This is a genomic window from Pseudoalteromonas sp. Of7M-16 (assembly GCF_022347805.1).
GTDB lineage: Bacteria > Pseudomonadota > Gammaproteobacteria > Enterobacterales > Alteromonadaceae > Pseudoalteromonas > Pseudoalteromonas luteoviolacea_F.
Window position 1 is genome coordinate 32,868 of the sequence record NZ_JAKRFY010000006.1, and the last position, 15,905, is coordinate 48,772.

Sequence of the window (15,905 nt, forward strand, 5' to 3'; positions counted from 1 at the left end):
TACAATCGCTTATTGCAATTTTTTACTGAAAATAATTCAACCTGATCAGGCGTATATATCAACACCTATTAGAGACTGGATTTCCGAGCGGCGGCTGTCATTTTGTAAGGCTGAATACGCTTGAACAGCTTTATTTGAGTTGAAGGAAGGTTGATCGTAAATAACCGAGTGCTTATCTTGTCGAAACTGCTCTGCCAGTTTTACACCTTGCGAGCTGAACTTGATATCACTGACTTTCTGAGTGTTTTCAGTTGGGCGCGAGTCGTTCTGAGCTTTTAAAACCTGAGACCTAAGCTGGTAAGTATCTCTATTTTGAACAACTTGATTAATTTGCATCACACGCGCCCATCATTGTGCCTAATTTAAGGATAGCTTTCTATTCTCTACCAGGCAACTTTTTCCAAGTTACAGTGTCTCTCACGTAGTGTGGCTGTGCATCTTGTGCCGAGACAGTATTCTCAGCAGCAAAAGCGATGTCTCCAAGTTCTAACATGTAAGCTGCATTTGGCAAAGAGATCGAGTCAATGGTAGACACATTGAGTCGCTTTGCATCATCAGCGTAAGTTTGCCAACCAGTTCCAACCCCAGAGACTCCATTAAAGTCACCAGTTATTGTATCTGGCTTGATTACAATTTCATTTTGTTTCGCTACAGCATTACCTTGCGTATCTTTGATAAAGTGTCCTAGGTAAATTTCCCCCATACGCGCATCAATTGCGCTGATCACTTCATTGCAACCTTTTTCCTTAATAGCTTCTTGTGCCATGGCTTGAAGCGTAGAGATACCAGAGAGTTTTAACCCCGCTGAATAAGCTAACCCCTGAGCAACAGCAACACCAATCCGCACACCAGTAAAGCTGCCTGGTCCACGGCCGTATACGATCCCATCTAGCTGTTGAAGCGTGCAATTTGCCTTAGACAATAGCGTATCTACAAGCGGAAGAATTTTCTGACTATGCTGTTGGGGACACACTTCAAAATGAGTAAACGTGTTGCCTTCGAAATGTAGGGCAAGACTTAAAGCTTCTGTTGAAGCGTCTATTGCTAGCAAATTATATTTCATGTTTATCGATGTTCTCTAAAAATTTCAATGCCTTCTCCAAGTCTCTAGTGCGAGTCATTGGCGGTAGACTTTTAATAAACGTTTCACCGTATTTTCTCGTAACTAAGCGATTATCGCAAATAATTAGCACACCTTTGTCAGCTCTATCACGAATTAATCGCCCGACCCCTTGCTTCAGGGCGATCACAGCTTGAGGCAGCTGAATATCATCAAAAGGTTCTTTTCCGCTCAATTCAGCGTCTTTCATTTTGGCTTGTAGCAAAGGATCATCAGGCGAAGTAAACGGCAATTTATCTATTACGACACAACTCAGTGCATCACCTCTGACATCAACGCCTTCCCAGAAAGAGGCTGTACCAAGCAACACCGCATTACCATGACGAATAAACTGCTCCAGTATAATTCGTTTCGACGACTGCCCTTGCATAAATACAGGGTACTCGGTCGCAGTGCTGATCCCTTCATACACTAGATGCATAACACGGTAACTGGTAAACAGTAAAAATGTGCGGCCTTGGGCTGCATTTATTACAGATTTTGCAACCTTCACCAATGAGTGTGGCATTAATTCGTCTTTGGTTTCAGGTAAATACCTTGGAAGGCAGAGTAGTGCTTGTTTTTGGTAATCAAACGGACTGTCGACGATTTTGTGAAAATCAGGCTCTAAGCCCAGACTAGAATTAAAGTGTTCTAAGCGATTATCCACTGACAAAGTAGCCGAAGTAAACACAAAGCCAGCTTCTGTTTTCTTGATTATTTCTCGAAATCGGTTTGACACATCCAGCGGCGTTATATGAATTGTGACAAAACGACGTGTTGTTTCAAACCAATAACTGTATCCTGTCTGCGCTACATCAAACGCCCGCTCCATCTGGCCTTTAAATGCCATAACGCGCTCAAATGGGTGTTCAATTTTGTCACTTCTATCAAGGCAAAGTTTCAATACTTTATATAAAAAGTCTAAATTACCAATAACTCTGTGAAGTGCCTCACAAATAACCTTGTCTTTAAGTGCTTCTCGCCAATCTCCGCGCGCGCCATCTCCACCAAAGACCAATCGCAGATCTGCAATACTGGTTGCTAACTTATTCAGCGTCTTGCCCAGCTGCAGCATGTCGGGCATATCACTTAGATAGATCACCCGAATGTCATTCACCAAATCATTAAGTTGTTTCGTACTGATCGACTCACCAAAATAGTCACTTGCAATTTCATTTACTTGATGCGCCTCATCAAAGACATAAGTATCTGCGGTGGGCATCAACTCAGCAAAACCAGAGTCTTTTACTGCCATATCCGCAAAAAACAAATGATGATTAATCACAACCAAATCCGCATCCATTGCTTTGAGCCTTGCTTTACGTATATAGCATTCAGCAAAATCTGGGCATTCTTTCCCTAGGCAATTATCAGCTGTCGAACTAACATAGGGCAGTACTTTGGCATCTTCTTCGATACCAACGCAATCTGCCAGATCGCCTGTTTGAGTCTCAGTTGCAAATTTTGCAACCATAGCAAGCTGGTGCATCACATCTGGATCGTCTGTTGGGACGTGCGCAACATGCTGATTAAGTCGATATGTACATAGATAGTTAGCACGCCCCTTGAGCAACGCAGTTTTGCGTCCTTTTTCAAGTGCTTTTACAAGATTTGGTAAATCACGGTGATACAATTGCTCTTGAAGTGCTTTTGAGCCTGTAGAAATGATCACTTTCTTCTGGTTTATAAGAGCTGGAACAAGGTAAGCAAACGTCTTACCGGTACCTGTACCCGCCTCAACCACACACTGACCACCATTTTTGACAATTTCATCAATTGCAACAGCCATTTCAATTTGAGGCCGTCTTGGCTGATAACCAGAAAAATGGCGAGCAAGCGGACCGGAGGACGAAAAGTACGGTTCTATAGACAAAGAAAAATATTACCTGACTAAATAAGTCAGGCAATTCTAATTTCAAATCAAAATGAGAGCAAGCCAACCCTGCACACTGTTCCGTATTTTATGCCTAGTTAAGCCCCTAAACACCGATAGATATTCAGCTTTACTGCCTCAAAGCTTCCTTATTCATGCCCAAGTATCTAAATGAGATTCATCTTCTTCACTTTTCACTTCTTCCTTGTCTTCATCTTCAGGCAAGTCCCGTTGATGTTTAAGTTCACTATCGACATTATTTGCTTGAGACTTTCCCTTTATTTTCTCAGCTTTGTTATCCAATACACCGACGATCTTAAATGGACCATTGTGCGCAATTTTCAAGCGAACAATCGGAGCCATGAAAGGTTTAAATACATCCATATACACACCTCCTCCAAAGTAAACTACTGACCTACATACTTATTATCGGCTGATATAAATTATTCTTTATTTATTTTTAAAAAGTGCTTGCCAGCTTCGGTAATTTCATGATTATCTATAAAAAGTTAATCGAATTACAAAAAATTTTACATTACAGGTAAGAACATGTTTTTAAATCTGACAGCAGTACATCATCACCATCATACATCGGGATAGCCTGTCAGGTATTTCGCTGGTGGGTTATTCCTAAAAGGAACCTCCGGCGAATCACTCAACGTATTTAAAATTTATTTCGCCCCGAGGTTCCCTCGGGGTTTTTCGTTTTTGAATATTAGGAAATAAATTATGAATACAACTAATCGCTTACGTATCGCAATCCAAAAATCAGGCAGACTATCAAAAGACTGCCAATCCTTGTTAAAACAACTGGGCGTCAAGCTCAATCTACGTGAGCAACGCCTCATCGCTCACTCAACCAACATGCCAATCGACGTACTACGAGTGCGCGATGACGATATTCCGGGATTGGTAATGGATGGCGTATGTGATTTAGGTATTGTGGGTGAAAATGTACTTGTCGAAACACAAGCTGAACGCGAGCGAGTCGGTCAAGCCAACGCCGTAAAGAAGCTTTCTAAACTAGATTTTGGCTATTGTAGACTCGCACTTGCATGGCCACAGGAACTAGGTCAACAATCTAAAGACTGGTTTAACGGCAAGCGCATTGCAACGACCTATCCTGAAATATTAAAACAGTACCTTGCCGACGAAAATATTGACGCAAGTGTTGTCATGTTAACGGGCTCCGTTGAAGTCGCACCACGTGCAGGCCTTGCTGATGCAATTTGCGACCTAGTTTCTACTGGCGCAACTTTAGAAGCCAATGGCTTAATGCAAGGTGATACCATTTTGGAGTCCAATGCTTGTTTAATTCAAAATGCAAACCTCAACGACGACAACAAACTTTCTCTGATCAACAAGTTACTCCCGCGTTTAAAAGGTGTTAGGCAGGCAAAAGAAAGTAAATACATCATGTTACACGCTCCGAAAGCAAAGCTGGAGGAAGTCTGCGCGCTGCTACCTGGTACAGGGCAACCTACTTTGCTCTCACTCGCTGGCAGTGAAGACTATGTGGCGCTGCACATGGTAAGCAGTGAAACGCTATTTTGGGAAACCATGGAAGAGTTAAAAGCACTAGGGGCCAACTCAATACTCGTCATGCCAATAGAAAAAATGATGGAGTAAACCATGCTCGTTTGGAATCAACTAGACCAACAAGCACAGCTGAAATTGCTCACTCGCCCTGCGGTTAGCGCAGGTGCGGGAGTGCAAATGGCTGTTGAAGGTATCATTGAGGAAGTGCGCCAAAAAGGCGATCAAGCTCTATTTAAAATGGCTGCGCAGTTTGATAATCGTCAATCGGATAGGTTGCGCGTAACTGAAGACGAAATCGCTCAAAGCGAACTTCAACTCAGCAACGAGTTAAAAAGTGCAATTGACCAAGCGTACGACAATATTCGTGCCTTCCACGAACTGCAACTGCCTGAATCGAAAATGCTTGAAACACAACCTGGCGTTGTATGTGAATTAAAATACCAGGCCATCGATGCTGTTGGAATTTATGTGCCTGGCGGAAGTGCACCACTGCCCTCTTCAGTGCTAATGCAAGGTGTATGTGCGCAGTTGAGTGGTGCAAAAACAGTCGTGCTCGCAACACCGGTTAAAGGGGATGAACGCATCCACCCTGCGATTTTATATGCAGCTAAAAAATGCGGTATCAAGATCATCGTTGAAAGTGGTGGTGCAGGCGTTATTGCCGCAATGGCACTGGGAACCGAGAGCGTCCCGAAAGTAGATAAAGTTTTTGGCCCGGGTAACGCATTTGTGACCATGGCAAAACAGCTATTGTCTCAGTCTGTGCCGGGATTCGCTATCGACATGCCTGCTGGGCCTTCTGAGGTGCTCGTTATTGCCGATGAAAATGCCAACCCAGCTTTTGCGGCAGCCGACTTATTGTCTCAAGCAGAACACGGTGCAGATTCTCAGGTATTACTCCTGAGTGATAGCCCAACATTTATTAATGAAGTTAACGCGGAAATCACTAGGCAGTTAGCAACGCTATCAAGGGCTGACATTGCCAAACAAGCAATGGGAAATAGCGCGCTGATACTCGTTGAATCAATCGAGCAAGCGTTTGAACTCTCGGCTGAATATGGCCCTGAACATTTAATTCTGCAAATACGAGATGCGCAATCTCAAGTTGACTTAGTTAAAAATGCAGGTTCAGTCTTTGTCGGTGACTATACACCAGAATCAGCAGGCGATTACGCATCGGGAACTAACCACGTACTACCAACGTATGGTTACAGTAAAACCTATTCCAGTTTAAATTTAATGGATTTTTTTAGAACCTACACGGTTCAATCCATTACCAAACAAGGTTTACTTGATTTAAGCAAAGCGATTTTACCTTTGGCTGAGGCCGAAGGGCTGGATGCGCACGCCAACGCCGTTGCAATTAGAATAAATGGTGAGAAATAACAATGTCTAATTCATTACTACCGCAAAATATTGCAAGCTTAAAAGCTTATAGCTCGGCTAAAAGTGAAAAGCTCACAGGCAACACTTGGCTTAACGCCAATGAAAGCCCGTTCAATAAATCAGTTGAATTGTCACTCGATGAATTAAATAGATACCCAGAGCCACAACCTGAAGCCGTGATCAATGCGTATAGTGATTATGCACAACTCTGTCCCTCACAGGTTCTGATGACCCGAGGTGCAGACGAAGGCATTGAACTGTTGATGCGCACATTTTGTGAACCAGCAAAAGACAGCATCGCCATTTTCACGCCAACTTATGGCATGTACAAGGTGTCTGCGGACACACAAAATATCGCCATTAACGAGCTTTCACAAGCGCAACTACAACAAGAGCAAGTCAATGAATTAAGCAAGCGTATTGGCAACGCCAAGTTGGTTTTTATTTGCAATCCAAATAACCCAACAGGAAGTTTAACGCCTGTAGATAAAGTAGCATCCCTGGCAAAAGCACTCGAGAACTCAGCATTAATTGTAGTGGACGAAGCGTATATTGAATTTTCGCCAGAACAAAGCGCCGTGTCTTTGCTACAAGACTTTAATAACGTCGTAGTACTTAGAACTCTGTCTAAAGCATTTGCACTAGCCGGGCTACGAACGGGCTTTTTACTTGCTAATGACGCAGTATTAAACCCGGTAAGAAAAGTCATTGCCCCCTACCCTGTTTCAACTGCGGTCGCAAAAATCGCTGAGCAAGCACTGACACCAGATGCGGTCACACAAATGCGCCGGCAGGTAAGTATTTTAAACAGCAACAAATCCAAATTGGAAGCGTGGTTAAGCAACTCCCCCCTTGTCACTCAATTATTATCTGGTGAGGGCAATTTCATCACCTTGCAACTGAGCGACAAGGCACTTATTGGTAAAGCGATGAAAGCCGGCACCATCATGCGACCATTTACACTATTTGGTGAAGACAACTGGCTCAGAATATCTATCGGCAGCGAGCAAGAATTAGAACAAGTCAAACTTTGGTTAGAGCAAAGCAAGTAAGGAAGTAAAATGAGTACGCCATATCTATTCATCGACCGCGATGGCACATTAATAGAAGAGCCAGTAACAGATAAACAAGTAGATAGCCTAGAAAAGCTAGCACTACTACCCAATGTTATTCCAGCTATGCTGGCGTTGCAAAGTGCGGGATACCGTCTGGTTATGGTGTCTAATCAAGATGGGTTAGGCACTGATAGTTTCCCCGAAGAGGATTTTGCCGCCCCGCACAATAAAATGATGGAAATCTTTTCATCACAAGGGATCAAGTTTGACGAAGTATTAATTTGCCCACACTTTGACGAAGACAACTGTAATTGCCGTAAACCAAAAACAGGCCTACTGACGTCAATTATGCGTTCCGGTAAAGTCGATTTATCTCGATCTTATGTCATTGGTGACCGCCACACAGATATCCAGCTCGCTGAAAATTTGTGTATTCAAGGTATTCTTTATGATGGTGATTGGAATAAAATCGTCACTGAGCTAACAACACAGAATCGCCAAGCAAGCGTAATAAGAAACACCAAAGAAACACAAATTTCTGTCACAGCAAATTTGGACCAAACAGCTAACGGCGAGATAAATACAGGCCTTGGTTTTTTTGACCACATGCTCGACCAAATCCGTACTCACGCAAATATTGGTTTGGAAATAAAAGCGAAAGGTGACTTGCACATTGATGAACACCACTTGGTAGAGGATGTGGGTATTGCGCTTGGTCAAGTACTTCGTGAAGCCTTGGGCACTAAGTCTCAAATCGCACGTTATGGTTTTGCCCTTCCTATGGATGAGTGTAAAGCAGAATGCCAACTTGATTTATCGGGTCGCGCATCTTTTGTACTCAACGCCGATTTTAGTCGAGATAACGTGGGTGATTTAGACGTACAAATGGTCGAGCACTTTTTTAAATCTTTGTCAGATAATGCGCAAGTAAGTCTGATTTTAAGCGTATCTGATGGCAACTGTCACCACCAAGTAGAAGGCCTATTCAAAGCATTTTCTCGTGCACTACGCATGGCAATAGCTAAAGACAAGTCACAACTCACAGCTAGCTCAAAGGGGTGTTTATGATCGCCATAATTAATACTGGATGCGCCAATATCAACTCTGTTCGTTTTGCCTTTGAACGCCTCGGAGTCACTCCCGAAGTACTATCAGACCCAAATCAGTTAAATCAGTTTGACCGCGCAGTGCTGCCAGGTGTTGGTCATGCCAATGTCGCAATGAAACGCCTAGTTGAACAAGGTTGGCAGCAAGCTGTTAATGAATATAACAAACCTCTGCTGGGCATTTGTCTCGGAATGCAGATGCTATGTGATGACAGCGAGGAAGGTAATGTCAATGGGCTTGGGATTATTGACGGCAGCGTCAAGGCGTTGCAAACAGGTAATTTAACGAGTCCACATATGGGTTGGAATAACATTAAAGTCACCAAAGAACACCCTTTGACCAAGGGTATCACAAATGACGATCAAGTTTACTTCGTGCACAGCTTTGCCCATGAGGTAAATAGTACGACGTTGGCAAGCTGCGAATACGGCCAACCCTTCTCAGCAATTATCGCTAGAGAAAACTACGCCGGTATGCAGTTTCACCCTGAAAAAAGCGCCAATGTCGGTGCAAAACTTTTAACTAATTTTATGCAATGGCAAGTTTAATAAGGAACGAACATGATAATCCCTGCACTCGATGTTTTAGATAGCCAAATTGTTCGCCTTTATCAAGGCAAATATGATACGGCTCAATTTTATCCTTTTGACTTGCAGTCTCGCCTTCATCAGTATCAAGATGCTGGCGCCATAAAATTGCACCTAGTTGATTTAGAAGGTGCGCGAGACCCAAATAAAAAACAATGGCAACAAATTCAAAACGCCACCAGTGAATTAGACACTCCCTATCAAGTTGGCGGGGGGATCCGTGCATACGAAGACATTAAGCAGTGGCTCAAAGCCGGCGCAAATCAAGTGGTAATAGGATCTTTAGCAGTAGACCAAAAAGAGCAATTGGCCGAGTGGATCCAAGAGTTTGGTGCCGAGCGTTTCGTCATCGCATTGGATGTGAATAAAAGTGCTGACGGCTGGTCTGTCGCGACTCACGGTTGGCTGAGTGACTCTAGCATTTCCTTATTTGAGCTCATTGATTTCTATTTGAACCTTGGCGTATACGACTTTTTGTGCACGGATATTAGTAAAGATGGCACCATGACGGGCCCCTCTTTTGAATTGTATCAACAAATAGTTGCACACAGTCCAGCGGCAAAAGTACAAGCTTCTGGTGGCGTTAGCTCTTTGGAGGATATAAAACAACTCATCAAGATCGGCGTAAGCGGCATAATCCTTGGTAAGTCGTTATTAGATGACGCATTTACAGTTGAGGAGGCTATCGCATGTTATCGAAACGCATAATTCCATGTCTTGATGTCAAAAATGGTCAAGTCGTCAAAGGGGTGAAATTTAAACAGCATGAAGTCGTTGGTGACATCATCGAACTTGCTAAGTTATACAGCGAGCAAGGTGCCGATGAACTGGTATTTTATGAAATTAGTGCCAGTGTTGAGAAGCGATTGCTCGATTTAAACTGGGTCAGGGATATCGCCAAAAACATCGACATCCCTTTTTGTGTTGCCGGTGGGATTAAGTCGGTTGATGATGCTGCTAAAGTACTAGAACAAGGCGCTGATAAAATATCAATAAATAGCCCTGCAATTGCTAGGCCTGAGTTGATCAAAGAACTACATGACGAGTTTGGCAAGCAGTGTGTTGTGGTAGGCATTGACAGCTTCTTCGATGAGCAAAGTGGGGAGTACTTGGTGTATCAGTTAACAGGGGATCCAAATGCTGCCAGTCAAACTCGATACAAAACCCAAGAATGGATCCAGCGAGTCCAAGATTTAGGCGCAGGTGAAATCGTTTTAAACTGTATGAACCAAGATGGAGTACGCAAAGGCTATGATTTATCACAGCTGAGCCAAATGAGGGCCCTATGTGACATCCCCCTGATAGCGTCCGGTGGTGCTGGTAAGGAACAGGATTTTGTCGATGTATTTAACCAAGCCAATGTCGATGGCGCCTTAGCTGCAAGTGTCTTCCATAAACAAGTCATTGAGATACCAAAGCTAAAACAATATTTAAAAGATAATAAGGTAGCGACAAGATTATGAAATTAACACCAGAGAACCTCAGCACTGTCGACTTTGGTAAATCAGAGTTGATCCCTGCCATTGTGCAAGACTACGCAACAGGTGTGATCTTGATGCAAGGGTTTATGAACCTTGAAGCACTACAGGTAACCTTCGAGAAGAAGCTTGTCACATTTTACTCAAGATCTAAGTCTAGACTGTGGACCAAAGGCGAATCTTCGAACAATGTGCTTTCACTCGTTGAAGCACACACTGACTGTGATAAAGACAGTATCTTAATTTTAGCAACACCTGCTGGCCCAACTTGCCATTTAGGGACTGAGAGCTGTTTCGAAGGAGCAAAACCGGAACTTGCTTTTTTAGGTACTTTAGAAAAAGTCATCAGCGAGAGAAAAAACGCAGATCCGAACTCTAGCTATACAGCTTCATTATTTGCTAAAGACTTAAGCCGAAGCTGTCAAAAAGTCGGTGAGGAAGGTGTTGAAGTTGCTCTCGCGGCCATGAAACAGGATAAAGAGGAATTACTTAACGAATCTGCTGATTTAATTTACCACCTGTTAGTACTTTTACAACGAAGTGAGCTCAGTTTACCGCAAGTTGTCGAGACATTAGCCAAAAGGCATCGCTAAGCTATCTCATCCGAAATGACCATGGTATGCTTAGGAAAAATTTAAAAAGGAAGCTGCCATGGTTGTTCGCCACCTATTATATTCTATCGGGTTTATAACGTTAGTTGGGTGCAATATACTCCCCAGTGACGTAGAGAAAAAAGTTGAAAACATGACTGACTGTGAAAAGGTAAATGCACTGATCACAGGGGCTGGTGATGGCTTTTCAATACTAAAAGGTAGCGAAATAAACGGCAAACTAATGAAAAGCTGGCAACCTAAAGCACACTTAATTGAAGACAGCTGTCAGATCAACTTATATACCAGCGGTAACACCGCATATGAGTGCAATAAAGCGTTTTCAGGAAAAACGGCTGCATTAGTTAGATTTGAACAAGTAAACGAAAAGCTAAAAACATGTTTAAGCCCAGATTGGGAAGAAAAACAGCATTTTGGCAAAGAAAGTAGCCGTTCAACATTTACCAGCGACCTATCAGATACGAAAGTAGCCGTTAATTTTGGTACTACCTTGGACAAACAAAAACCATGGGCCGTCAGTTTGGAAATTGTCAAATAAACGACTTCAGAATTGTATTGGTTTAGCAGTGAAAGTAGATAGCTCTATTAGAGTAAGCTTTGGTCTATCTACTTTTGGCTAAAAGTGAAACCAATCAACCGATAATATGTCACTTCAACCCTATTAAACAACCATTCCATCAAATGTGCCTTATTGGCATTCACAACTGCTCTCACCCCACACAATGCCAAATTAACTCTATCGTGCCTCAGGTTCCCGTCTGTCTCCTCCCCCCCAACTAGTCCATGAAGAGTAAACAGAAGTGCGGAGAATAATCATCAGATTGTATGCATTTGATGGACAACGTATCTCTTACAAATACTTTTGCTAAAACTCATTTTTTTTAAGTCCAATTTTGCTATCATTCGGCACTTAAAATTTGTGAAAACGATTATAGAAGGCAACTTCGAATGAAAAACGCTCAATACGACTATCTAATCGTCGGTGCTGGTTTATTTGGTGCTGTGTTTGCCCGAGAAGCTACGGATCAAGGGAAGAAAGTTTTAGTTATAGACAAACGAGACCATACCGGTGGCAATATTTATTGCGAAAACATCGAAGGCGTCAACGTTCATAAATATGGCGCACATATTTTCCACACCAGCAATCAAGAGGTGTGGGATTATGTAAATCGTTTTGTATCATTTAACCACTATGTCAACTCGCCTGTTGCTCGATATCAAGACAAGCTTTACAACCTACCTTTTAATATGAATACGTTTTATCAATTGTGGGGAGTAACTACACCTCAAGAAGCAAAAGATAAAATCGCGCAGGAAAGAGCGCCTTATGCTGATATTGATCCTCAAAACCTTGAAGAACAAGCTTTGTTCTTAGGCGGTCGCGATCTTTATGAAAAGCTCATCAAAGGGTACACAGAAAAGCAATGGGGACGCCCTGCTACGCAAATCCCTTCTTTTATAATTAGAAGACTGCCATTTAGATTTACCTTTGATAACAATTACTTTAATGACCTTTATCAAGGTATTCCAATTGGTGGTTACAATGCATTGACCGACGCATTACTTGAAGGTGTCGAAGTACGAACTGGTGTAAATTATTTCGACAATAGTGATGAATACAATCAATTAGCAGAGAAAGTACTTTATACAGGTAAAATCGACGAATTTTTCGATTGCCAATTTGGCAAGTTGGAATATAGAAGTTTGCATTTCGAAACTGAAGTACTTGAACAAGAGAATTACCAAGGCAACGCAGTAGTAAACTATACAGAGCGTGAAGTACCTTACACGCGTATTTTAGAGCACAAGCATTTTGAATTTGGTACTCAAGAAAAAACGGTCGTAACTAAAGAGTATCCACACGAATTTAGTAAGGACAACGAACCTTATTACCCAATTAATGATGAAACTAACAACACATTATTAGCCCGTTATCAAGAGCTTGCTAAAACGGAGCTATATGCCAATAAATTCATTTTTGGCGGCCGTCTTGCAAATTATAAATACTACGATATGGACGACACAATAGAAGCAGCTTTGGCACTAACCGATAAGGAACTAGCATAAATTATGAGTAACAAAGTTTATATTGCTCGAAACTACCGCTCAAAATTTGATGCCGCAGGTAAAGCTAAAATGGACTGTGAAACCATATTGGAAAATAACGGCTGGAAAAATATTGGGTTTAAGCAAACTTGGATTGCCAACTCTATTTTGGGCACTTTGATCAGTGCGCTAGGCGTTACTTGGGCTATTTTAAGGCTGAAATCTGGAAGCACCGTTTGTTTACAGTATCCATTCAATAAATTTTATGGCTATTGCTTGTGGGGTGCCAAACTAAAAAATAGTAAAGTACTTACGCTTGTTCACGATTTAAAGAGTTTAAAAGGTAAATATGGTCACTCCGATAAAGAAGTTAAACTACTGAAACAATCTGATCAGCTAATTGTCCACAACGACAAAATGGCGGCGTGGTTTCAAGAGCAAAACTTTAACTCTGAAATTACCAACATAGAAGCGTTTGACTATTTGCATACTGATAACCCAAATGCAAAACGTACTCAAACAGACTATGAAAATATTCGCGTTGTGTTTGCCGGTAATATGGGCCCGTTCGTCTATGAACTTGATGGCCTTGAGCGTGGCAACTTTAAGTTTGATTTATACGGTGTCGGATATGATGAAAAAAAGGTCAAAGACATCAACAACACTATCTTAGATTACAAAGGCTGCTTTCCATCAAACGAAGTCATTGATCATATTGATGGTGATTTTGGCCTTGTTTGGTATGGCAATACCCTAGATTCGTGTGACGGTGTTACCGGTAAGTATTTAATGTTCAACAACCCACACAAGCTGTCTCTGTATTTACTGTGCGATATGCCGATCATCATCTGGGATCAGGCTGCAATGGCTGACTTAGTTGAAAAAGAAGGTATCGGATTTAGCATCAGTTCTTTGAGAGATATAAAAGATCGCTTGGCTGAACTTACGCCGGCTGAAATTGAGCAAATGAAGAAAAATGTTCAGCGCGTTAAAGCCGATGTCCAATCTGGGCAGTTCTTAACAAAAGCACTAAATAGATTATCTTAATATATGAACTATATTTTATAATCATAGTAACCCCCACTTTTGTGGGGGGTTACTTATATGCATCCCTTGAATTTACCTCGCGTATTAAAATAGGTGATATCGGCTTTAACCCATCATAAAATGCCATATCAGCAGATATTCGCTCTTTTTATCACCATACTGTGCAATAAATAATAACTGTAATTTGTAAAACCAATTACAACAGTATCTAATTACAAAGCTCACATAGTTCAGGTTTTGCGAACATCTAGGGCGGATCAGTATAAGAAGAAAGACACCACCATCTTCACTGAAAATGTCCATTCAATATGTGCTTTCGTATTAACTATTCAATATATAACCAGCCCTTTTTTCCCTCAAATTAAAATACCCAAATAAGAAACACAGCGTAAACCTATAACAATTTAGAATAAACCTTTTGTTGAAAATATGTACATAAATGTTAAGTTGGATTTGCACTACTCGTTTTAAGGAAAAAAGCAATGAAACTAAAAATGAAAAAACATCACCTAAAGTCTCTGAATACTAATAACACATCACAGCAACTAGATAAACAAATGACACCTCTTGTTGCTGGTGGTAAACCAGAACTTACCCACCCATTTGTATGTACATCTTTTGTAGGTTTTACTTGTTAAAATTAACTTTAAAAAGGAAATAGCTATGCTGAAATTAAATAAGAAAAAACTAAAAAACTTAACAGACGACAAACAGCAGTTAGATAACAAAATGACGCCATTTGTTGCTGGTGGTGTGACTACTAGCCGCTCATGGTGTTGGACTACTGGTCTATGTACTGACACTCAACTTTGCTAATTTTATCAGACGATAAACATGTTACTAATTAAAGGAGGTTATGCCTCCTTTATTTATAACGACCTTTCATCCCCTCCTGCTAAATCATGTACACCACACAAAATAAAGTCATCAGCTCCTTGATATAGGATTGATCATTCGACATGAAAATAGCGCCCGGCAATGCTCCAACAGCTAAGCTAACTAGCACCAGCCTCCACATAAGTTTATTCACATTAATCGGAAAGTAATTTTTTCAGAAGTACCGAAGAAAATTAGAAATCAAATAAAAAACATGGCTGAGATACGCACACTTGACTACAAGGCAACCAAACTTTAAGCGTCCTTTGAGCGTTTCGAATAGCTGCGAAATATGCATTAGACAACACATGTTATCTTAAATAAAAAGCTAAAAAGTGATAGCTCAACTGCTTGTAACTTCACCTACTTGAAACAAGTAGTTTTACAAAAAAACCTAAAAAAAATGAGAAATAGTAAAAATACCCCTCCAAAAATTTAATTTTTTACTAAGATATTTATGTGGTTGAACACAACATCACCAATCTTTGACTTTTTTTCAATTATTGTTAATTTGAGCTTAAGTTAGTGGAGATTTAATGGCATAGTGTCGTTACCAAAGTGGGTATTTACATTCTTTGAAATACCTGACGGATATAAAAATAAACAAAGAGCGTAAGGGAGAAATAATGTCCATCCAAGTAAATTTTGAACTCACTGATATCGATTTAGAACATTTCCGCACAATGATGCAATCAGCAATTGAGCGAAGCAGCCATTTAAGTGAAGAAGATATTATCAGTAAAGCTCGCGAGCTTGTGCAACAAATGGAAGGTACAAACGTCCCTGAGTTTGTTAGAACACGAATGATGTCACTGTCAGCGCTGATCGACGCGGTTCAAGATGACGAATGGCAAATGCCAGAAGATGAAAAGAAAGAAATCATGCTTTCTTTGGCTTATTTTGGTGAACCAGAAGATATTGTTCCAGACAATGTCCCAGTACTTGGATACATTGATGATGCAATTATGATTGAACTTGTACTGCAAGATCTATCATTAGACCTTAAAGCATATCGAGAATTCTGCGGTTTTAGAGCGACAGAGGAAGCCAGACGCGGTGAACACGCAAAAGTAAACAGAGAAAGTTGGCTGGCAAGCACACGAGCACAAATTCGCTCTTCTATGCGTAGAAATAGATCCGGCGCTAAGAGCTCACGTTTTTTCTCTCGCATCATGTAATATCCATTTGATAAAAATAT

At 41.2% G+C, this 15,905-nt stretch carries 18 protein-coding genes; 14 read left to right on the plus strand and 4 right to left on the minus strand.

Going from position 1 to position 15,905, the window contains the following annotated elements:
• Positions 1–45 precede the first annotated feature (45 nt).
• From MHN81_RS07950 to MHN81_RS07965, 4 genes are all read right to left on the minus strand, one after another.
• Positions 46–336 (minus strand): hypothetical protein, encoded by a 291-nt coding sequence (locus MHN81_RS07950; protein ID WP_023397770.1) that lies wholly within the window; start codon positions 334–336, stop codon positions 46–48.
• 40 nt (positions 337–376) lie between these two features.
• Positions 377–1,063, minus strand: coding sequence for a tRNA (adenosine(37)-N6)-threonylcarbamoyltransferase complex dimerization subunit type 1 TsaB (gene tsaB, locus MHN81_RS07955; protein WP_023397771.1), 687 nt, complete (start codon positions 1,061–1,063; stop codon positions 377–379).
• Positions 1,053–2,891 carry an ATP-dependent DNA helicase gene (locus MHN81_RS07960; RefSeq protein ID WP_239425547.1) on the minus strand — a complete coding sequence of 613 codons (1,839 nt, stop codon included), beginning with the start codon at positions 2,889–2,891 and terminating at the stop codon, positions 1,053–1,055. Before MHN81_RS07960 ends, tsaB begins: the two co-directional genes overlap by 11 nt.
• Positions 2,892–3,128: 237 nt before the next feature.
• Positions 3,129–3,359: a hypothetical protein gene (locus MHN81_RS07965; RefSeq protein WP_023397773.1), complete on the minus strand. Its 231-nt coding sequence runs from the start codon at positions 3,357–3,359 to the stop codon at positions 3,129–3,131.
• Between the two features lie 345 nt (positions 3,360–3,704).
• On the opposite strand from MHN81_RS07965, the gene hisG reads away from it, so the two are divergent.
• The 14 genes from hisG (at position 3,705) to MHN81_RS08035 (ending at position 15,885) form a co-directional block, all read left to right on the plus strand.
• A complete protein-coding gene (gene hisG / locus MHN81_RS07970; RefSeq protein WP_023397774.1) occupies positions 3,705–4,604 on the plus strand; it encodes an ATP phosphoribosyltransferase in 900 nt (299 codons plus the stop codon).
• A gap of 3 nt (positions 4,605–4,607) precedes the next feature.
• Positions 4,608–5,900 carry a histidinol dehydrogenase gene (gene hisD, locus MHN81_RS07975; RefSeq protein WP_239425488.1) on the plus strand — a complete coding sequence of 431 codons (1,293 nt, stop codon included), beginning with the start codon at positions 4,608–4,610 and terminating at the stop codon, positions 5,898–5,900.
• 2 nt (positions 5,901–5,902) lie between these two features.
• Positions 5,903–6,952, plus strand: coding sequence for a histidinol-phosphate transaminase (gene hisC / locus MHN81_RS07980; protein ID WP_023397776.1), 1,050 nt, complete (start codon positions 5,903–5,905; stop codon positions 6,950–6,952).
• 9 nt (positions 6,953–6,961) lie between these two features.
• Positions 6,962–8,023 carry a bifunctional histidinol-phosphatase/imidazoleglycerol-phosphate dehydratase HisB gene (gene hisB / locus MHN81_RS07985; protein WP_239425489.1) on the plus strand — a complete coding sequence of 354 codons (1,062 nt, stop codon included), beginning with the start codon at positions 6,962–6,964 and terminating at the stop codon, positions 8,021–8,023.
• Positions 8,020–8,610, plus strand: a complete 591-nt coding sequence (gene hisH / locus MHN81_RS07990; RefSeq protein ID WP_239425490.1) for an imidazole glycerol phosphate synthase subunit HisH — start codon at positions 8,020–8,022, stop codon at positions 8,608–8,610. Before hisB ends, hisH begins: the two co-directional genes overlap by 4 nt.
• A 12-nt stretch (positions 8,611–8,622) precedes the next feature.
• Positions 8,623–9,357, plus strand: coding sequence for a 1-(5-phosphoribosyl)-5-[(5-phosphoribosylamino)methylideneamino]imidazole-4-carboxamide isomerase (gene hisA, locus MHN81_RS07995; protein ID WP_239425491.1), 735 nt, complete (start codon positions 8,623–8,625; stop codon positions 9,355–9,357).
• Positions 9,339–10,112, plus strand: a complete 774-nt coding sequence (gene hisF / locus MHN81_RS08000; protein ID WP_239425492.1) for an imidazole glycerol phosphate synthase subunit HisF — start codon at positions 9,339–9,341, stop codon at positions 10,110–10,112. The genes hisA and hisF overlap by 19 nt, the downstream gene beginning before the upstream one ends.
• Entirely contained in the window at positions 10,109–10,720 is a 612-nt protein-coding gene (hisIE, locus tag MHN81_RS08005; protein ID WP_023397781.1) for a bifunctional phosphoribosyl-AMP cyclohydrolase/phosphoribosyl-ATP diphosphatase HisIE, read from the plus strand. Before hisF ends, hisIE begins: the two co-directional genes overlap by 4 nt.
• 58 nt (positions 10,721–10,778) lie before the next feature.
• Positions 10,779–11,276, plus strand: coding sequence for a hypothetical protein (locus tag MHN81_RS08010; RefSeq protein ID WP_239425493.1), 498 nt, complete (start codon positions 10,779–10,781; stop codon positions 11,274–11,276).
• A gap of 410 nt (positions 11,277–11,686) precedes the next feature.
• On the plus strand, positions 11,687–12,805 hold the full coding sequence (gene glf, locus MHN81_RS08015) for a UDP-galactopyranose mutase (protein WP_239425494.1): 1,119 nt from the start codon (positions 11,687–11,689) through the stop codon (positions 12,803–12,805).
• Between the two features lie 3 nt (positions 12,806–12,808).
• Positions 12,809–13,831 carry a hypothetical protein gene (locus tag MHN81_RS08020; protein WP_023397784.1) on the plus strand — a complete coding sequence of 341 codons (1,023 nt, stop codon included), beginning with the start codon at positions 12,809–12,811 and terminating at the stop codon, positions 13,829–13,831.
• A 482-nt stretch (positions 13,832–14,313) separates the two neighbouring features.
• A complete protein-coding gene (locus MHN81_RS08025; protein WP_023397785.1) occupies positions 14,314–14,469 on the plus strand; it encodes a hypothetical protein in 156 nt (51 codons plus the stop codon).
• A 25-nt stretch (positions 14,470–14,494) separates the two neighbouring features.
• A complete protein-coding gene (locus MHN81_RS08030) occupies positions 14,495–14,647 on the plus strand; it encodes a hypothetical protein (protein ID WP_023397786.1) in 153 nt (50 codons plus the stop codon).
• A gap of 686 nt (positions 14,648–15,333) precedes the next feature.
• A complete protein-coding gene (locus tag MHN81_RS08035) occupies positions 15,334–15,885 on the plus strand; it encodes a YkvA family protein (protein ID WP_023397787.1) in 552 nt (183 codons plus the stop codon).
• Positions 15,886–15,905: the final 20 nt, after the last annotated feature.